Source organism: Streptomyces sp. NPDC005195, assembly GCF_040608315.1.
GTDB classification, from domain to species: Bacteria; Actinomycetota; Actinomycetes; order Streptomycetales; family Streptomycetaceae; genus Streptomyces; species Streptomyces kaempferi.
Window position 1 is genome coordinate 1 of record NZ_JBEXHZ010000048.1, and the last position, 18099, is coordinate 18099.

An 18099-nucleotide genomic window follows, 5' to 3' on the forward strand; every position below is an offset into this window, starting at 1 on the left:
CGGGTGGATGCTGCAGTCATGCTCGGTGAGCGTCCTGCAGATCGGCTCGACTCCGCCGAAGCGGTCCCGGTGCTCGTCGATGAACGCTACGAGCGTGTGTGTGGCCGGTCGAGCTCGGCCGCGAAGAAACTTGCCGCAGCCTTCAGGATCTCGTTCGCCCGCTTCAGCTCGGCGTTCTCCTTCTTGAGGGCCTTGAGCTGGGCGGATTCCTCCGTCGTAGTCCCGGTTCGGGCACCGGCGTCGACCTCGGCCTGCCGCACCCAGTTCCGCAGGGACTCCGGCCCGATGTCGAGCTTCGCGCCGATCGAGCGGATCGCCGCGGACTCCGTCTTGTACTGATCACGAGTCTCCAGGACCAGACGCACGGCCCGCTCCTTGAGCTCCTTCGGGTATTGCTTCGCCATAACGGACTCGATCCTTCCAAAAGATCGAGCCTCGATCAAACCCGGAACGGTTCAGGGTCTGCTGGCTTTTGGGCTGTCGATGTGCCTGACAGCGCCGCGATGGAGGAGACGGCCGACCTCATCCGGGCCCGATTCGGTTCTCCCTCGCTGGTGATCGGCAACGCGGGCATTGCCGCGGCTGGCCCGTTCCTGGATTCTGATCCCTTCCTGTGGTGGCGGGTCATGGAAATCAACGTGGTGGGCAGCGCGGTGACGGCACGCACCTTCCTGCCCGACCTGCTCCGTACCCGGGGCTACTATCTCCAGATTTCCTCCCTCGCGGCGCTCGGGCCGGCTCCGCTGATGAGTGCCTACTGCGCGTCGAAGTCAGGCGCAGAGGCGTTCGCGCAGGTGCTGAGGGCCGAAGTGGCACACCGAGGCGTAGGGGTCGGCGTGGCGTACATGAGCTGGGCAGACACCGAGCTGATGCAGGCTGGCAGTACGTTCGCTGCCCTGCGTGCACTGCGGTCGGCGCTGCCACGGCCGGCCTCACGGGCCTCCCCAGCGCCCGCGGCCGGTTAGCGTTTGGTGCGAGGCGTCGAACGTCGGTCTTCTGCCGTCTACGGCGGAGCCATGGATCCCATGCCGCTGCTGCGCATGTTCGACAAGCAGCTCCAGTTCCGCATGGGGCAAGCAGACGTGTGGCGCTGGGTCCCGGACATCCTGGCGCTTCCCACGGACGAGGACACTCTGGGCGTGGACGGATTCGCCACCCACCACCTGCCGCTCGAGGAGACACCCCAGGCCAATGCCACCTTCCAGGCGAAGAAGGACGGCATGATCAAGACTCTGCTGCGCCCCTGAGCGCGAGATGTCGCCCGGCGCAGCGCGTCTATCGCGCCAGCCCACGCTGTCTGGCTCAGCGGAGCCGTCCTGCGGAGATGGCCAGCGTTCCGCGGGGCGCCAGCCAGCCGCACCGCTTGCCCGTCGGGATACACGTTGGACGCCGGCCTAGAGGAAACCTTTGCCCGGCCGCTCGTGCCGGTGCCGCGGCGCCCTCACCCGGATCGGCTACGTCGGCAGCATGAGCATGGGCCGCCGGCGTTGTCCGCGATCAGGCTTCGACGAACCCCAGCGCAGCTGCCAATTCAGCCTCCTGCGCATGCACACCATCAGCATTTACGCCAATAGCAACGTAACGCCAGACACGGACATCGTGGGCAGGTCCCCCATACAGCACGATGCCTTCACCGGACGCCGGCTCGAAGTTGAGGCGGTGTGCCTGCATGCGAGCCAGTGCTTCTTGGAAGCTGAGGGCGTCCCGAGTCCGCCCTATCGCCATGGACCAGGTCGGCGTTGCGAGCGCCGAATGTGCTGTTAGGCGAGCGACCATCGTGTGCGGGGTAGTGGTGGCGGTGCGGCGGACGTTGCTCTCACCCGCATATACGGTACCTGCCGCACTGACCAGCGCATCGAGGCCAAACGGTCCCGCATAGCCGTGCTCGGCAAGGTAGCCGCCCAGCTGGAGACCCCACCGCTCCAACTCCTCAGCCGCATGGGACGCATGCGGTGGAAGTGGCGAAAGGTATCCGCTGAAGGACCCCTGTGGCGCCCGCATCATCCCGCTGAACAAAACGCGGGTACCCGATGCGTGATTCTCCAGCTGGATGCTGACCGACGCAGCGAGGTTCACGCACTCTTCCACGACCCAGGAGCCGCGAGGACCGCCCACCGCGTCCAGTTCCAGCACGGCCCCTGCCATCAAGTCTCCACGCGACACGAAGCGCATTCCGTGACCGCCGGCAGAGCGGTCGGGCTTGACGACCACGCGCTCGTGATGCTGCAGGGCGTCTCGTACGACTTCTGTGACCTCACGGCGCCGGCATACACGGCCTTCCGGAACGCGCATCCCCAACTCGTCGGCCACCTGCCGGAATCCCGACTTCGTATTCAGCCGCATGGCCACCCCTACCGCTGCCGAAGCATCCTCAACGGTGGCATACGGCAGCACGGCGAAGCCCATGTCCCGCGCGAAGCCGACCGCAGACGCGTCCAGCGCTGTGGGCAGCAGCGCGGCATCCGCCGAGCCGGCGAGAGCTCTCAGACGTTCCGTGAGTCCAGCCCTACGGATCGCCTCCGTGAGGGGAACCGCCCCTGCCGGAGGCACCTCAATGATCGTGACGCTGTCCAGCGTCACCCCAGTCAACCGGCTCACGTACTGCGTGAAATTGTTGCCGACAGGTACTGGACTCACCAGGATGTCGCCGGCGCGCAGGAGCCACGTCTCGCGCGGCGCCTGCTGCGCCCATCGCGCCAGCTGCTGCCCCTCATCGAGATCTACTGCCAGATCTGAGAAGAGGTTCGCAAGGATGATCAAAATCCCGCCCCTCGTAAAAAAACCGCTCTCGACGCACCCAATGGCAGGACCCTGGCTTGTGGTTCAGCCACCTGCGTACTGCTCGCTCAGCTGTGTAGCGGACAGTGGCGCATGGGCATCGGCGGGCATTGCGGTACTCAACAGAGCTGTGAGAAGTCTCCTTGTGTCGGTCAGGAGACCTCCTGCCGCCAGCGTAAGTACACGCCTTCGGTCTGCGCACGCAGCGGTCAGCCGACGGTGGCCCGCGGAAGCGCGTGCCAGGGAACGGCGAAAGTCGCGGTTCGCTTGGCCATCGCGTGGGCTGCGGCTGGTGGGTTGCATCGAAGAAGTCCCGAATCGGTATGCGTCACCCGCCGCTCGCAGCAGCGTTTGCAGGGCTTCGGTCTGATCGGGCCCAAGAGACGACCCCTGTGCGGGATCGGACAGTGTACGGATCACCGATGACAGATGCTCGGTGACTCCGGTCTCTCCGAGCAGCAGGCGTTCGACGTGCTGCGCCGCTACTCGCAGGAACGAAACGTCAAGCTTCGCGAGGTGGCCAATCACGTTCGCGAGAGTGGCGGTCTTCCTTGATCGAAGGCGGCCTCCCTGGCACATCTGCTGAACCAGGGAAGCCTGAGCCGGGCCAGCCCCCATGGGAAGCGTCGCGGACCCGTCCTCAGGTGCGAGTGCCCCTCGCACGAAGCTCGTACACGCCGCGCCGGCGACCCGGCGGCGTGGGCTGAGACCGCCGCGACGGCGAGGTCCGCGCTATCCCCTCGAGGTCTGCGAATGGACGCGAGCAGCTCATTTCGTCCGGACCCATAATTGATCACGAGGGCCAGCACCGCTGCAGATCCCCACGTCCTGTGAGGGAGGCACGGAAACGGGTACACGGTCGACATGATCAGCCCCCTGCGCTTCACGGTCGACAGCTCGTTGACGATGTTCTCGCTGGTCACCGGCGCGATTCAGACCGTTCCTTGATCAAAACGCTTGGGTGCGTCTCACTCACGGCGCTCTGCGAAAGCTCGGAGTTGTCCGAGGTTCCGTTTTTATGGGCGCTGTCTTCGCCAGCGGGCCGACCGTGATCGGCCGACAGTGGGCCTGCTCTCCCCCGAGCTGGTGTTCTCCCAGACCCGGCTCACCAACTCCACCTTGTATTCGCGCGTGATCACGACACATCTCGCACGCCGGACACGTGAAATCCGGAGGCTGTAGTGACCAGTACGGCTGCGACCCGAAATATGCCCCTTCCCAGGCCTCTGGTGGCATTGCCTGGTGTCTACCGGCCACAGGCCGACACCCACCTGCTCGCTGACGCGCTGTCGAAAGAGAATCTTCATCCTGCCGCGGAGGTCCTGGAGATCGGTACCGGCACGGGCGCCCTTGCTCTGAGCGCCGCGGGCAGGGGAGCGAGAGTCACCGCCGTGGACGTGTCGTGGCGGGCAGTGGTATCGGCCCGCATCAATGCACTGCACCGCGGTGTACCGCTGCAGATCTTCCACGGAGATTTCACGGCTCGCACGCGAGGCCGGCGCTACGACGTCGTCCTGGCCAATCCCCCCTACGTCCCGTCCCCGAACCATCGGCTGCCGGCGTCCGGTCCGGCGCGCGCCTGGGATGCCGGACCCGACGGCCGGCTCGTGGTCGACCGGATCTGCGCGAGGGCGCCGGACCTGCTGCGCCCCGGCGGCGTACTGATCATGGTGCACTCCGCGATGTGCGGCCCCGAGCACACTCTGAAACGACTGGCACAAGCGGGCCTGCCTGCACAGGTGGCGGCCAGGACCTACGTGCCGTGGGGGCCGGTTCTTCGCTCCAGACGGAGCTGGCTCCAAAGCCAGGGACTCGCCGGCCCGGGCGAAGAGCGCGAAGAGCTGGTGGTTATCCGTGCCCAGGCCCTCTGACTCCGCCCCCGGTACAGGCACTCCGCCCTGCCGCCGGGTGAGCGTCGACCCGCAGGGGCCGGTCCTTGTCGAGGGACCGGTGGAGATCGTTCTGGACGACGGGACGGTCGCCCGCTCGGAACGGTTCATGGTGGCGATCTGCACCTGCCGCCGCAGCCGTGCCTACCCCTGGTGCGACACCAGCCACCGATCCCGCGGAAAGCCCTCACCCGGCACCACGCCCGACGATCAGGTCTCTGATGCCCATACCGCCTCGCCGGCAAGGGCAACTGAGCAAGACAGGAATCGCGCATGACTACATCGAGTCCTACCACCTCCCCCGCCAGCGGCGCCCGGCTGGTCGGGCGGCGAGGCCTGCTGTCAGAGGCGGTGGTGACGTCCTTGCGCACGGGTGCGTGCCCCGCGTATCCAGCGGACGCGATGGACGACGTCGATCCCTGGGGCGAGGATCTCCAGCTCGCCCTGCACCTGCTGTACGAACTGCACTACCGGGGAATCGACGGAGTCGACGACGACCGGGAATGGGATCCGGACCTGCTGCGCCTGCGCCGCAGCCTGGAGGACCGTTTCCTGGACGCCTTGCGGACCGCTCTTCCCGACGCGCCTCGGACCGTAACGGAGGCCTTCGCCCCCCTGCTCGTCGAACCCGTAGACCTCACCGGTAGTCTCAGCCACCGCCTCGAAACGACCGGCGAGCTCTGGCAGTTGCGTGAGTACGCCGCACTGCGTTCGCTCTACCACCTCAAGGAAGCCGATCCGCACGCCTGGGTCATCCCCCGCCTGACCGGCCGGGCCAAGGCCGCCATGGTCGCCATCGAGTACGACGAGTTCGGCGCCGGCCGCGCCGACCGCATCCACGCCCACCTCTACGCCGACCTCATGAACGACCTCGGCCTCGATCCCGCCTACGGCCGCTACCTCGACCAGGCACCCGCACCTCTCCTCGCCGCCGTCAACCTGATGTCGCTCTTCGGCCTCCACCGGGCGCTGCGCGGCGCTCTCGTCGGCCACTTCGCCTGCGTCGAGGTCACCTCCTCCCCCGGCTCCCGACGGCTCGCCAGGGCCATGCGCAGGTGCGGGGCGGGCCCGGCCGCCGAGCACTTCTACGCCGAGCATGTCGAGGCCGACGCTGTTCACGAACAGGTCGTGCGGCACGAGGTCATCGAAGGTCTCCTGGCCGACGAACCGGCACTGGAGGCGGCCATCGCTTTCGGCTGCGCGGCGACCCTTCTGCTGGAGGACCGGCTCGCCGCCCACATCGGGACCGCGTGGGATCAGAACCGCTCCGCCCTGCGAACACCCCTGCCGATGTCCTGACCTCCGGCTACGTTGCCTGCACCCCCGGTTCGGTGCGGGGTGGTCCCGCACACCGAATGGGTGCTGCTGGTCGAATGGTCCGCGAGACGGGCCCGGATGCGGCGATATCGGCGGCATTGGCGTTCGTGGCGCAAGCCGCGGGCGGTGCACGATCCGGGCAAGGTCTTGCTGGACCTGGCTCTGGCGGTGGCGCTGGGCGGGGACTGCCTGTCGGACCATCAGCGTGCTGCGTTCTGAACCAGCGGTGTTCGTGCCGGATGCTGTCCATCCGACCGTCTCGCGGCAGGTCGAGACCCTGGCCGCGGCCGGTCACAGCGCGCTGGCCGCCATCGGCCGTGCCAGGGCCGAAGTCCGCGAGCATGGGTGGCCGTTGGCCGACGCCGATGCCCCCAACGCGACGGAGTGCTGGTCCTGGCGCACTCCGAGAAACAGGACGCCATCGCAACGTGGAAGAAGACCTTCGAGCACCACCCACTGGTGGCCTTCGTCGACCACGGGGCGGCCGGATCCAGGGCACCGGTCGCAGCCCTGCTGCGGCCGGGAAAGGCCGGCAGCAACAGGCCGTCCACATCACCACCATGCCCGGCCTGCCGACGGAGGATCTCAAGTTGAGTTACGCGACAGCGGCGAGCGCCTCATCTACGGCTATATCGGAGCGAGCGTGGATGACGAGCCGCGAGCCGACCCGAGCGGTCTTGGCCGCGAAGGTCCTACGGGCGGGAGCACTGGGGGTGGCGACTGACAAGAGAACGTTGAGCTGACTGCACATGCGGTGGGCATGTAGGACTGCGGTAATCACCGCTTCGGTCGCGGCGCCACCGAGAACGATTACGGCGGGTGCAGGACTATGAGCGTGGATGAGGTCGCTGATGTAGTACGGAAGGGTCTCCCGGGAGCTGGAGGGTGGGTTGTCGTTCAGCGTCAGAACGAGAACGCCTCGCTCAAGCAAGTGGGTCAGCATACTGTTTCAGCTTCTTCCGGTAGGCCCGTTCGACTGCTTATGCGACTACCCTGCGCCGCTCTCCCGATGCAACTGTGGCTGCTTACGTTAGGTTCGGTGGCATCGATCGTCACGGGGCCCGGGGCGCCACCGCGCGCAGAGCGACATGCGGGCGGGACGCGCATTTGCGCGTCCCGCGATGTGCCTATGTCGGTGTTGCTGAAGAGTCTCTCAGCTGGTGGTGAGCATGCCGATGCGGAGTTGGGTGAGGGTGCGGTTGAGGAGTCGAGAGACGTGCATCTGAGATGCCGAGTTCCTCGCCGATCTGGGCCTGGGTGCGTTCCTCGACGAAGCGCAGGTGGATGATGCGGCGTTCGCGCTCGTCGAGTGCGGCAATGAGGGGAGCGAGGGCGTTGAAGTCCTCGACGAGTTCGAGCCCGTGGTCGTCGGTGCCGATAAAATCGGCCAGCGCGGCTTCGCCGTCCTCGCTGCCGTTGAGGGCGGCATCGAGGGAGGAGGAGCTGTAGCCGTTGGAGGCGAGGCGGGCCTCATCGACCTCTTCCTCGCTGAGGCACATCAGCTGGGAGAGTTCTTTGACGGTGGGGGTGCGGCCCAGCCGGCTGCGAAGTTCCTCGGTGGCTTTGGCGAGCTGGATACGGGCTTCCTGCAGACGGCGGGGGACGTGGACGGCCCAGCTGGTGTCACGGAAGAAGCGCTTGATCTCTCCGACGATGTACGGGACGGCGAAGGAAGTGAACTCGACCTCGCGGGTGGGCTCGAACCGGTCGATCGCTTTGATGAGCCCGATCGTGCCGACCTGGACGATGTCCTCCATCTCGTCCTGGCCGCGGCTGCGGAAGCGCCCGGCCGCGTACCGGACGAGGGAGACGTTCATCTCGATGAGCGTGTTGCGCGCGTACTGATACTCGCGTGTGCCCTCTTCCAGGACCGCGAGTTGGTCGAAGAACAGCCGAGACAATTGCCGGGCGTTTCGGGGTGCGAGCTGTGAAGGGTCTGCTACCTCCGGCAGGACCGTGGTCTGCGATTCTGCCGTCGTGGTCACTGCCATGTCGGGGCCCCTCCTGTTGATCTGGCCTTCGTGCGCCGACCTCTCGCGTGGGCCGGCCGCAGGCGTGAGCACCCGGGTTGAGCAGAAGCATGCGAGCCAATTTCGGGGGCTGGCCCGGGGGCCTTGGCACTCGTGCTTGCACCTCCCCCGTCATGACGGGGGAGGTGCAAGCACCAAGTCCTTTCGATGTGCCACGCGTCTGTTGCTGACGGCGGCGCTTCGGCGGCTGTGGTTCTGGGACGTGTTTGAGATGTGGTCACAGCGCCTGCCGTATGAGGGTGAGCTGGACGGTCGACTCGTAGCGGACGGCGAGCTTGTCGTACCTGGTCGCAACGCCTCTCGCCTGCTTCAGAAGGCCGATCCGGCACTCGACTTTGTGCCTGCGCTTGTACATTTCGCGGTCGAAGCCGGGCGGACGGCCTCCGGCGGAACCGCGGCGGAGTCGGTGTCCGGCCTGGTCTCGCTTCTCCGGGATGGTGTGCGCGATCCCGCGTTTGCGCAGGTAGGAGCGAATCTGACGGGAGGAGTACGCCCGGTCGGCAAGCACATGTCCGGGCCGGGTGCGGGGGCGTCCACCGCCGATCCGGGGGACATGAATTCGGTCCATCACCTGCTCGAAGGCGGGTGCGTCGCCTCGTTGACCGGCGGTGATGACGGCAGCAAGGACGTGGAAGGAGGCGTCGACGGCGAGGTGAATCTTGGTGGTCAGTCCGCCGCGCGAGCGTCCCAGACCGTGGTCGTCCGGCTCGGCCGCGAGGCCGTTCGGACGCGTCCGGCCCGGATCGCCAGCCCCCTTTTGCGGGCCCCGGCGGCGTGCTGGTGAGCCCGGCAGACGGTGGAGTCGACCGAGACCTCCCACTCGATGATCCCATCCGCATCTGCCTTGACCTGCAACTTCTTCAGGACGCGGGCCCATGTTGTCGATCTGCCACCGTCGGAACACCGCATACGCGGTCTCCCAGGGGCCGTATCGCTCGGGCAGATCCCTCCAAGGCGAGCCGGTCCGGGCCCGCCACCAGATCCCGTCGAACACCTGCCGCCGATCCCTCGGAGGTCGACCCATCTTCGGTATCGGCGGCAACTCCGCTTCCAACCGCTCCCACTGCGCATCCGTCAGAGACGCAGGATCCCGTACGCCGCGAGGCTGGCCTACAGCCCGACCAGGCCGCCGACCGCGTCCAGCGCGAAGACTCGGCAACATCCCCGACGGCGGCGGGCATAAGACCCTCGGACGAGCCTTGACGACCCGTCATTCAGCAGCGGTGACGCGCCCCGCAAAGCTTGGTCTCAGACGTGAAGCGCGGCGTCAAGCGCGTCGGGCATTGTTCGCGCGATCTCGTCACCGAGGCGTTCGAACTCGCGACGCAGGAAGGGATCACCTAGACGGGCGAGACCGTGGAAGCGCACGGCAGCGTGGTAAGTGATAAGTGTGCCGCCGTCATGCGGGCTGAAGGTCAGGTCGTCGGTAGACGTGGCAGTTTTGTTGGTGCCGACGAAGGTAAGCCGGCTCAATTCTTTGCGGGTGAGCCGATAGGTGAGTTCGGTGCGGCGGCCCAGAAACTGCGACACGTTGCGCCAGCGAGCACCTGCAGTAATCGGACCGTCATCAACACGGCTGCATTCTTGTGTGCCGGGGTCCCAGTCGACGGCATGGGCAAAATCCGCAAGGTAGCTCACCACATCGTGGAGGGGGTGGGCGACTGGGAAAGAACGAGAGACATCAACCATGTGGTCACTCCGGTAGCTGGTGAACAGTAGGCCGCGTTTGACCGCGTACCCCTTTCCGGGCCGGCTAAAGGGACGGTGCATGCACAGCTGGTCGGCCGGCGCCCGGCGCCCGGAGCCCGCCGAGACCTGCGGTTAGACACACCTCGGGCACACCGGCCAGGTGGTTCGTTCGCCGCCAGATTCGCTGCTTCGGCATGCGGCCGGTGTCGGACCAACCCGCTCTGCGGGCGCGTAGGTGATACCTGGTGTGCGTGAGTGGGCACGAGTATGGCGTCGGGCTGGGTCTGCGACCGGCGACATTGACGCCTCCCCGGCGCCAGGAGCAGCACTACAGCAAAAGCCAGCACCAGCTCCGCGACTATCCCCAGAGGTCTGGCAGAGCAACTCAGAGACGTGGCAGCATCCCACTTGAGGACGCGCCTGTTGAACCCGCGCCCCCGGCGGGGGGAGCTCATCGCGGGCACGGCCGCGGCGCTCGCCACGGTCCGGGGAAAGGGGCGGGGCCAGCGGGCAGGGATGCCGTGCGCGGTCCGGACGAGGGGAACGGATGCCGCGCACGGCATGAGGGTGCTCCGACGCTGTGCAGTGCGTGGCGGGGCACCCATCAGCATCGTGACACCGACCACGAGGTCGCGCCGCGTGGAATACCGCGTCAGTGTGACGCTCCAAGAGGTCCGATCGTCGTGCAGAGCACCCCGCCGACCTCATTGAGGAACACCCAGGCCTCGTAGGGGACCACCGGCGCGCAAACTCACCTGCGACAGCGGGCGACCGCCCAACCGACCTGGTAGCAGACGGTCGCAAACGTCAGCGTCTCCAAATCCTCGGTCTCCCGCCAGGCGCGCCCAGCCGGACGATCGACGGCAACACGAGACGCGCACGATCAAGTGAAGACGAGCCGCTCCCCTTCGCCACCCAAGTACCAGGCTTGGCGAAGACCGCACCCACGCCTGCGACGTGGGCAAGACTGCAGGAGTGAGTTGAGAAGTATTGCTGAGGATCCAGAATTCGATCTTCGCTATCGAGTCTTCCTGCTCCTGCACGTCTGGGCATGTGTCTTTGCGGGCCGTAGATCTAGAGCCTGCGTCAATGGCACTTCGTTCGGCAGGTCATCCCGAACCAGGTCGACGTCCGCCACCGTGGTGATGCGAGCGGGCAGCGGCACATGGCAGAATGGGCACTCGATCATTATGACGTTCAGGCTCACAGGAATCCCTTCTTCGCCGCCCCCTCGGCGGCATGCTTGCGTACTACATCTCCAGCCACGGTGCCTATCAGCGGCAGTGAGCAGCGCTCAGCCGCGGACATAGCTATGTAGGGCGGTTGTCCCCTGCACGCCGTCGTACTCTCACGCAACCCGCGCGTCGTGGGCGGGGGACGCTGGCGTCACGCTTCGCCCGTCCTGCCGGATAGTCCGCGGCGGGTAGCCGCTGGACGCGGTCCACGCAATCTCTTGAGAGGCATTTCGGAGGCGCAGAACCTGGCGGCTCGGAGGTCGGCCCTCTGGTTGAAGCGGAGTGGGACGTCACGATATGCCGTCGCCGTCCGCAAACACGACCCTGCACTTCCGTCCACGGTTCTCTCCCGTTCGGCGATCGTGAACCGCACCGTCGAGGCCTCAGGGGCTCTGCGCGGGATGACAGCCGTAAGCTCGGAGCAGGGCCATGCCATGTCCTGGCAGGCCCGCACACCGGGGGTCGGGAAACACCCCCGAAGGAATGTCCGAACAAGGTGATCCCAGGATGGGACGGGAGCATGAGGACGGGTACGCGGAACTCATGAACACACACCTTTTCACCGCCCCCGGAAAGCTGGATCGCCACTCCAGCTCGAAGAACGGGTCGTCCCTCTGGCTCTCGTCCGTCGCTTGTCTTGAGAGAGCTGCGGTCGCGGATCCAGCGATCCGCGCTCTGCAGCGTGCGGTCCGCGACCTGCCACTCGGCAAGAGACGCGATCTGCTGCGAGGCAGGCCGCTGGGACATCCCGTGCATCCCGTTCTGGTACAGGTACCGATCGGTTGCTGGTTGTCGGCCGCCGTGCTGGACGCCGTACCTACTGGCCGCAGTGCGCCAACCCTCCTCACGGCCGTCGGCCTAGCGGGAATCACTCCGGCTGCCTTGGCCGGCTGGGTAGATTGGGCCGAGCTCCCTCCCGAGCAGGCTCGTGTGGGACTGGCCCACGCCGTCACAAACACCGTCGCGGTGGTCTTCTTCTCTGCGTCCCTGGCAACACGGCTCCGGGGGCGGCCCGGCAAGGGCAAGCTCTGGTCGCTGGGCGGTCTGGCTGCCGTCGCGGTCAGTGGCGCCTTGGGCGGACACATTGCCTACCGGCGCGTCACCGGCAGATGCCCACCCGCATAGCCCACGTCGCCTGATATAGGTCCCGCCGGCACTGCAGGTATCCGGACGCTGGCCCCGACGGGGGCAGGCATCACCCACCCCCTGTGGCCCCCGAGCGGTTGGCCTGCGTCACGTGCGAACGTTGTGGAGGTGACGAGTGAAGCCTGAGTTGATTCCGTGGCGCTCAAGAGCAACGGACAGAGCTTGAGAGACTGGCCGGATGGATATCGTCCGCAGGAACAACGTCACTGTTACGGGCAACCCGCACGGCCCGACGGTGGTGCTCGCCCATGGCTTCGGCTGCGATCAGAACATGTGGCGGATGACGGTGCCTGCACTGGCCGAGAAGTACCAGGTCGTTCTGTTCGACTACGTAGGGTCGGGCCGCTCGGAGCCGTCCGCGTTTTCGGAGGGACGGTACGGCTCTCTCGCCGGCTACGCGCGCGATGTGGTGGAGATCTGCGAGGCGCTTGGCCTACGTGATGCGGTGCTAGTGGGGCATTCGGTGAGCGCGATGATCGGCGTGCTGGCCGCCAGCATGGCACCGCAGTCGATCGGCGCTCTGGTGATGGTCGCGCCCTCTCCCCGCTACATCGACGACAACAACTATCGAGGCGGGTTCAGCACCGAGGATATCGACGAGCTGCTGGCCTCTCTGGAGTCGAACTATCTCGGTTGGTCGGCGGCTATGGCCCCGGTCATTATGGGCAACGCTGATCGGCCCGAGCTCGGTGACGAGCTGAAAAACAGCTTCTGCGCCACCGATCCGGACATGGCACGCGTCTTCGCTCGCGCCACCTTTCTCTCCGACTCCAGGGACGACTTGAAGCATGTGGCAGTTCCGACGCTGGTGCTGGAATGCGCCCACGACGTCATCGCGCCGCGTGAGGTCGGTACTTTCGTCCATGAAGCAGTTCACGGCTCGACATTGGTCACTCTCGATGCCACCGGCCATTGCCCCCACCTATCGGCACCCGAGGCCACGAACGAGGCCATCAAGGAGTTCCTGGCGGTGCTGGGGTGATGTGCCGAACCGGGCAGCAGCCCGACCCCCACGATGCCAGCAATGGGGAGACCTCTGCTGCGGCGTTCGCCGCACTGCTGGAGGATGACCCTGAGGATCTCTACGAGTCTGCTCCATGCGGATATCTGTCCACACTGATGGACGGCACTATCGCCAAGATCAACCTCACACTGTTGGACTGGCTCGGCCTTGACCGCGAGACGGTCGTAGGCCGGATGCGGTTCACCGACCTACTGACCGTGGGCGGCAAGCTCTACCACGAGACCCACTTCGCGCCGCTGCTGCGGATGCAAGGCGACATCAGCGGAATCGCCCTGGAGATCAAGCAAGTCGGCGGCGGTCGGATTCCCGTGCTCGTCTCGTCGGTGGTCAAACACGGCTCCACAGGTGAACCCCTACTGGTCCGCACCACCATCTTTGACGCCCGGGACCGCCGCGCATACGAAGAGGTGCTCCTGCGTGGCCGGCAGGCAGCCGAAGAAGCACGCAAGCAAGCCGAAGCCGACCGCGCGCGACTACAGGACGCCTTCGCCGTGCTCCAACGGTCGCTGCTGCCCGACACGCTGCCTGCCGTCCCAGGCGTGCAGACCGCAGCTCACTACCACACTGCCTCCCCCGAGCGGCTAGGAGGAGACTTCTACGACATTTTCCCCATTGACCGCGGACGTTTCGGGTTCTTCCTCGGAGACGTGTGCGGCAAGGGTCCCCAGGCCGCCGCACTCACCTCACTGACCCGCTACACCCTGCGCGCCGCCGCCCTGCACAATCCCGACCCCGTCACCTGCCTCACCACCCTCAACAAAGTGCTCCACGAGCGCTACTCCGACAGCGGCGATCCGCGCTACTGCACCGCCATCTTCGGCACGCTCGAAGCGGACACCGCGACGGGGCGGGTAATGGTCCACCTCGCTGCGGGCGGCCACCCGCCTGCGCTAGTCCTGCGGAACGACGGTAAGGCCGACTATTTGCCCACACCAGGCGGCCTCCTCATCGGTGTCCTGCCCGACGCCCCCTTTGTCACCGCCACCACATCCCTCGGCTCTGGCGATACGCTGTTGCTCTACACCGACGGCCTCACCGAGGCACGCACCGGCGAAGACCGCACCAGCCTGTACGGTGACGACGCCCTGCTTGCCTTCGCGGCCCGCCACGCGGGCAGCCCACCGCAAGCCCTCATCCAGGCCTTGACCGGTCTGCTTGACAGCTTCGGCGACGGCGTCGACGACGACACTGCTCTACTCGCTATCGGCGTCCCCGCCTCGGGCCTCGAGACCAGAAACAACGTATGAGCCTCCTGAAAGTGACGCGCCGAGACTCCGCAACCGGGCCAATTCTGGAGATCATCGGCGAACTCGACCACACCACCGCTTCCCAACTGCGCGAACAGGTCACCGAACTCAGGCTGCAGCCGGGCAAGCTTCTCGTTCTGGACCTGGCCGGCATGGAGTTCTGCGACTCCAGCGGCATCACTGTCTTGATCGCTGCCCGCAACCACACACAGGCCCTACGAGCCGATGTTGCACTCGCTGCGGTTCCCGCCCACACCCTGCGAGTGCTGCGCATCGTCGGCCTTGATCAAGTCTTCGCCATTCACCCCGACAGCGACCCAACCAGCTCTGCCTGAACCGATGCGCCCGGCGCTCCCCTGTGGAGTTCAGTGCGGCGTTCCCAGCGGACAGCGCGGCGTTTGAACAGGCGGAGCCGGGGCGGAGGTCTGCTCCTCCCCTTAGCGGAGCTCGCCCCCAGGCCCTTGATGTCGGGAGCGCTCTTGCGGAAGATGACCGGCAGGATCCGGCGCATCCGCAGTTCTATCGCGGTTGGGTTGGAGTCGTAGTGGCATCTACTACCTCATCGAGCCCGGTGATGAGGCAATTCATGGCTAGGGCGGGCGTCGGCGGCCCCAGCCGGGCGACTCCAACTGGCCCCGTAGGCGGGGGCGTTCGGGGGTACTGAGGGGTGGTGGCCAGGCGAAGTGGCCCCACCTTGGGCCTTGCGGTGGAACGGTGGTTGTGGTCCGCCGAGGGTGGGTGCTGTGGATGGCCTTGTCCAAGCAGGAACTGTTTGACCGGATCCGTCGGGACAGCTGGCAGTTGAAGCTGTCGATCCGGGCGTTGTCCCGGAAGTACGGCGTTCACCGGCGGCTGGTGCGTGAGGCGCTGGCTTCGCCGGTGGCGAAGCCGCGCAGGCGCCCGGTGCGGATTTCACCGCGGATGGAGCCGTACAAGAAGACGGTCGACGAGTGGCTTCGGGCGGATCTTGACGCGCCGCGCAAACAGCGGCATACCGCCAAGCGGATCGGCACGCGCCTGGAGGAGGAGTTCGGGGTCGCACTCCCGTACACCACGGTGCGCGACTTCGTCACCGCCGCCGCCGGGCGGTCGCCGCGGAGCAAGGGGCGGCGGTCGAGGGTTTTCTGACCCGGCACAACGTGCCCGGAGCGGACGCCGAGGTCGACTTCGGAGAGGCCTGGGTCGATCTGGCCGGGGAGCGGGTGGCTTCCTGTTCGCGTTCCGCCTGGCCTACTCGGGCCGGTCGGTACACCGCATTTCCCGATCGTGCGGGCAGCAGGCGTTCTTCGAGGGGCACGTCCACGCCCTGCAGGTGCTGGGTTGGGTGCCGGCGGGCCAGGTGCGCTACGACAACCTCACCCCGGCCGTCCGCAAGGTCGTCTTCCGCAGCCGGCTGCGGGAGGAGAACCCGAGGTGGACCGCGATGCGGGAGTTCTACGGATTCACCGCGTTCTACTGCGAGCCGGGACTTCGCGGGGCCCATGAGAAGGGCGGGGTGGAGGGCCAGGTCGGTTACTTCCGCCGTAACTACCTCACCCCGGTTCCACGGGTGGAGACGCTGGAGGAACCCAACTGCCGGATCGCCGAGTTCGAGGATCGCGAGACGGGCCGCCGTATCGGATCGCGGATCCGGACGATCGGCCAGGACTTCGCGCGGGAGGCGCCGCATCTGCTGCCTCTGCCGGCCGAGCCGTTCGAGACGGCGATGACCTTTGAGCCCCGGGTCGACCGCTACAGCCGGATCACGGTCAAGATGTGCTCGTCCTCCGTCCCGGTCCGCTTCATTGACCGCAAGGTCACTGTCCATCTGACCGGCGACACCCTTGTCGTGTTCGACAACCGCCGCGAGATCGCCCGGCATCCGCGGCTCGCCGGCCGCGGTCTGGAACACCTGCTCCTGGACCACTACCTGGAGGTGCTGCTGCGCAAGCCCGGCGCGCTCGATCGCTCCGAGGCCCTGCACCAGGCCCGCGCCGAGGGCACCTTCACCGCCGCGCACGAGGCGTTCTGGGTTATGGCCAAGCAGCAGCTGGGCGAGGACGACGGAACGACAGCCCTGGTAAGGGTGTTGCTGCTGCACCGCCATCAGCAACATGCAGACGTGATCGCCGGGCCTCGAGCCGCCGTCGAGCTGGGTATCTGCAGCGAGGACGTCGTCGCGCTGGAGGCCCGCAAGGCCACCCAGGTTGCCGGCCGGGCTCCGACCGTCACCGCGACGCCGGTGCCGGACCGGCCGCAGTCCCCGGAGCTGCCGCAGGTCAGCCATCTCACCGCGCGCCGCATGGCCAAGCCCCTGCCCGATGATGTCCGGCCACTGCCCCGCCTGGAGCAGTGGGACGAGTTGTTGCACCTTCACCGCAAGGAGTCGCCATGACCACTGCCCATCACGCGCTCACCGCACAGGCATCGGACGCCGCGATCGACACCGCCTGCCGCATGCTGCGGCTGCCCACCATGCGGGCCCAGGCCACCGACACCATCGCCCGCGCCGAACGTGAAGGGCTCTCCTACGCCGGGTTCCTCGCCGAACTGCTGCTGGCCGAGTGCGAGGACCGTGACCGACGCCGGGCCGAACGCCGCATCCGGGCTGCCCACTTTCCCCGGGAGAAGTCCCTGCGCGACTTCGACTACCGTGCCAACCCCAACGTCGACCCGGCTGTCATCCACAGCCTCGCCACCTGCGAGTGGATCACCAAGGGCTACCCGCTGTGTCTGATCGGGGACTCCGGCACCGGCAAGTCCCACCTGCTGATCGGACTGGGCATGGCGGCCGCCATGGCCGGCTACCGCGTCCGCTACACCACCGCCGCGGCTCTGGTGAACGAGCTGGTCGAAGCCGCCGATGACAAGCAGCTCGGCAAGACCATCGCCCGCTACGGGCGCGTCGACCTCCTCGAAATCGACGAGCTCGGTTACCTCGAACTGGACCGCCGCGGGGCGGAGATGCTCTTCCAAGTTCTCACGGAACGTGAGGAGGAGAACAGCATCGCGATCGCTTCCAACGAGGCGTTCACAGGCTGGAGCAAGACGTTCAGCGATCCCCGCCTCTGCGCGGCGATCGTGGACCGGCTCACTTTCAACGCCGCCCTCATCGAGACCGGCACCGAGTCATACCGCCTGGCCCGCACCAAGGCCAAGAACGCCGGGACGAAGTAACCGACCGCCCCTACGCGGGCGGAGGAATCTCCCGGATCATCCCCAGGGCGTCTCCGAACCGCAAGGCCAGCGACCGGTGACCATACGTATCCGCAAACCCACGGCAGATCGCCGGCTCAACGCCTGCGGGCCTGGAGCCGGGCAGAGTCGCGTGACAGGTCACGTGCCCTTCGACTGCCACAGCTTCAGCGATCATGTCGCGGATCGTCGTCGGCATCGTGGACCTGAACGGGTTGCCCGGCCGGAAGATGCACGTCGAACACCGCTCGGACAGCACCCGCACCTCACCGGTCGCCTCATCGGCGACCGGACAGGACACGGTGTCGTCCTCATACAAGCCTTCGGTGTCCGTCGACATAAAGGTCATCATGCCCGACCTCCCCTCGCGGCCGTCTGCACTTTCGGCACCTTGCATCAGGCCACTGGTCCCAGATCAAGCCGCCCTCCGGGGCCACCCCAAGACGCCTGCTCTTCGCGAAATGTCCACGAATCGGGGCAAGTTGGAGTCGCCCGGCTGGGGCCGCCGGCGCTCGCCCTAGCCAGCAATTCATGTCTGGGAACGCGAAAGCGGACGCCGGAGCAGGCGTC

Annotated in this window: 13 protein-coding genes and 6 pseudogenes; 13 read left to right on the forward strand and 6 right to left on the reverse strand. The window is 66.7% G+C overall.

Annotated features, from left to right (window positions below; translation table 11 throughout):
• Window positions 1–63 precede the first annotated feature (63 nt).
• Window positions 64–404, reverse strand: a pseudogene (locus ABZV34_RS30490) (transposase); the annotation flags it as partial.
• Here ABZV34_RS30490 and ABZV34_RS30495 point away from each other — a divergent pair.
• Both ABZV34_RS30495 and ABZV34_RS30500 read left to right on the forward strand, forming a co-directional pair.
• Complete coding sequence (locus tag ABZV34_RS30495) at window positions 393–965, forward strand: SDR family NAD(P)-dependent oxidoreductase (RefSeq protein WP_356283640.1); 573 nt, start codon at window positions 393–395, stop codon at window positions 963–965. The pseudogene ABZV34_RS30490 and the gene ABZV34_RS30495 overlap by 12 nt on opposite strands.
• 30 nt (window positions 966–995) lie before the next feature.
• Window positions 996–1247, forward strand: a pseudogene (locus tag ABZV34_RS30500) (glutathione-dependent formaldehyde dehydrogenase); the annotation flags it as partial.
• Window positions 1248–1497: 250 nt separating this feature from the next.
• Here the strand turns inward: ABZV34_RS30500 and ABZV34_RS30505 are convergent.
• The gene (locus ABZV34_RS30505; RefSeq protein WP_356283643.1) at window positions 1498–2760 is read right to left on the reverse strand and encodes a peptide ligase PGM1-related protein; all 1263 of its coding nucleotides are present in this window, start codon (window positions 2758–2760) and stop codon (window positions 1498–1500) included.
• Between the two features lie 447 nt (window positions 2761–3207).
• Here ABZV34_RS30505 and ABZV34_RS30510 point away from each other — a divergent pair.
• The 5 genes and pseudogenes from ABZV34_RS30510 to ABZV34_RS30530 form a co-directional block, all read left to right on the forward strand.
• Window positions 3208–3333 (forward strand): annotated as a pseudogene (locus tag ABZV34_RS30510) (ANTAR domain-containing protein); the annotation flags it as partial.
• 653 nt (window positions 3334–3986) lie between these two features.
• Window positions 3987–4649: a HemK2/MTQ2 family protein methyltransferase gene (locus ABZV34_RS30515; RefSeq protein WP_356283711.1), complete on the forward strand. Its 663-nt coding sequence runs from the start codon at window positions 3987–3989 to the stop codon at window positions 4647–4649.
• Between the two features lie 37 nt (window positions 4650–4686).
• The gene (locus tag ABZV34_RS30520) at window positions 4687–4944 is read left to right on the forward strand and encodes a CDGSH iron-sulfur domain-containing protein (protein WP_356283646.1); all 258 of its coding nucleotides are present in this window, start codon (window positions 4687–4689) and stop codon (window positions 4942–4944) included.
• Window positions 4941–5966, forward strand: a complete 1026-nt coding sequence (locus tag ABZV34_RS30525) for an iron-containing redox enzyme family protein (RefSeq protein ID WP_356283649.1) — start codon at window positions 4941–4943, stop codon at window positions 5964–5966. The genes ABZV34_RS30520 and ABZV34_RS30525 overlap by 4 nt, the downstream gene beginning before the upstream one ends.
• A gap of 80 nt (window positions 5967–6046) precedes the next feature.
• Window positions 6047–6524, forward strand: a pseudogene (locus tag ABZV34_RS30530) (transposase); the annotation flags it as partial.
• Between the two features lie 613 nt (window positions 6525–7137).
• Here ABZV34_RS30530 and ABZV34_RS30535 read toward each other — a convergent pair.
• The 3 genes and pseudogenes from ABZV34_RS30535 to ABZV34_RS30545 form a co-directional block, all read right to left on the reverse strand.
• Window positions 7138–7975 (reverse strand): annotated as a pseudogene (locus ABZV34_RS30535) (RNA polymerase sigma factor SigF).
• Window positions 7976–8231: 256 nt separating this feature from the next.
• Complete coding sequence (locus tag ABZV34_RS30540) at window positions 8232–9176, reverse strand: IS5 family transposase (protein WP_356283652.1); 945 nt, start codon at window positions 9174–9176, stop codon at window positions 8232–8234.
• Window positions 9177–9262: 86 nt separating this feature from the next.
• Window positions 9263–9703, reverse strand: coding sequence for an SRPBCC family protein (locus tag ABZV34_RS30545; RefSeq protein ID WP_356283655.1), 441 nt, complete (start codon window positions 9701–9703; stop codon window positions 9263–9265).
• A 1778-nt stretch (window positions 9704–11481) separates the two neighbouring features.
• Between ABZV34_RS30545 and ABZV34_RS30550 the strand changes: the two genes are divergently transcribed.
• The 6 genes and pseudogenes from ABZV34_RS30550 (at window position 11482) to istB (ending at window position 17511) form a co-directional block, all read left to right on the forward strand.
• Window positions 11482–12063, forward strand: coding sequence for a DUF2231 domain-containing protein (locus ABZV34_RS30550; protein WP_356283714.1), 582 nt, complete (start codon window positions 11482–11484; stop codon window positions 12061–12063).
• A 199-nt stretch (window positions 12064–12262) separates the two neighbouring features.
• Window positions 12263–13066, forward strand: a complete 804-nt coding sequence (locus ABZV34_RS30555; protein WP_356283658.1) for an alpha/beta hydrolase — start codon at window positions 12263–12265, stop codon at window positions 13064–13066.
• Window positions 13066–14355 carry a SpoIIE family protein phosphatase gene (locus ABZV34_RS30560; protein ID WP_356283717.1) on the forward strand — a complete coding sequence of 430 codons (1290 nt, stop codon included), beginning with the start codon at window positions 13066–13068 and terminating at the stop codon, window positions 14353–14355. The genes ABZV34_RS30555 and ABZV34_RS30560 overlap by 1 nt, the downstream gene beginning before the upstream one ends.
• Window positions 14352–14690 carry an STAS domain-containing protein gene (locus ABZV34_RS30565; RefSeq protein ID WP_356283661.1) on the forward strand — a complete coding sequence of 113 codons (339 nt, stop codon included), beginning with the start codon at window positions 14352–14354 and terminating at the stop codon, window positions 14688–14690. Before ABZV34_RS30560 ends, ABZV34_RS30565 begins: the two co-directional genes overlap by 4 nt.
• A 412-nt stretch (window positions 14691–15102) precedes the next feature.
• Window positions 15103–16729 (forward strand): annotated as a pseudogene (istA, locus tag ABZV34_RS30570) (IS21 family transposase).
• Window positions 16726–17511 carry an IS21-like element helper ATPase IstB gene (gene istB, locus ABZV34_RS30575; RefSeq protein WP_356283664.1) on the forward strand — a complete coding sequence of 262 codons (786 nt, stop codon included), beginning with the start codon at window positions 16726–16728 and terminating at the stop codon, window positions 17509–17511. The pseudogene istA and the gene istB overlap by 4 nt, the downstream one beginning before the upstream one ends.
• 10 nt (window positions 17512–17521) lie before the next feature.
• Here the strand turns inward: istB and ABZV34_RS30580 are convergent, their stop codons facing one another.
• On the reverse strand, window positions 17522–17869 hold the full coding sequence (locus ABZV34_RS30580) for a hypothetical protein (protein WP_356283667.1): 348 nt from the start codon (window positions 17867–17869) through the stop codon (window positions 17522–17524).
• Window positions 17870–18099 lie beyond the last annotated feature (230 nt).

Excerpts from the sequence above, each read along its gene's own strand:
- ABZV34_RS30515 (WP_356283711.1), top strand. The coding sequence starts at position 3,987 with ATGCCCCTTCCCAGGCCTCTGGTGGCATTGCCTGGTGTCTACCGGCCA.
- ABZV34_RS30565 (WP_356283661.1), top strand. The coding sequence starts at position 14,352 with ATGAGCCTCCTGAAAGTGACGCGCCGAGACTCCGCAACCGGGCCAATT.
- istB (WP_356283664.1), top strand. The coding sequence starts at position 16,726 with ATGACCACTGCCCATCACGCGCTCACCGCACAGGCATCGGACGCCGCG.
- ABZV34_RS30555 (WP_356283658.1), top strand. The coding sequence starts at position 12,263 with ATGGATATCGTCCGCAGGAACAACGTCACTGTTACGGGCAACCCGCAC.
- ABZV34_RS30560 (WP_356283717.1), top strand. The coding sequence starts at position 13,066 with ATGTGCCGAACCGGGCAGCAGCCCGACCCCCACGATGCCAGCAATGGG.
- ABZV34_RS30580 (WP_356283667.1), bottom strand. The coding sequence starts at position 17,869 with ATGTCGACGGACACCGAAGGCTTGTATGAGGACGACACCGTGTCCTGT.
- ABZV34_RS30550 (WP_356283714.1), top strand. The coding sequence starts at position 11,482 with ATGAACACACACCTTTTCACCGCCCCCGGAAAGCTGGATCGCCACTCC.
- ABZV34_RS30545 (WP_356283655.1), bottom strand. The coding sequence starts at position 9,703 with ATGGTTGATGTCTCTCGTTCTTTCCCAGTCGCCCACCCCCTCCACGAT.
- ABZV34_RS30540 (WP_356283652.1), bottom strand. The coding sequence starts at position 9,176 with ATGTTGCCGAGTCTTCGCGCTGGACGCGGTCGGCGGCCTGGTCGGGCT.
- ABZV34_RS30525 (WP_356283649.1), top strand. The coding sequence starts at position 4,941 with ATGACTACATCGAGTCCTACCACCTCCCCCGCCAGCGGCGCCCGGCTG.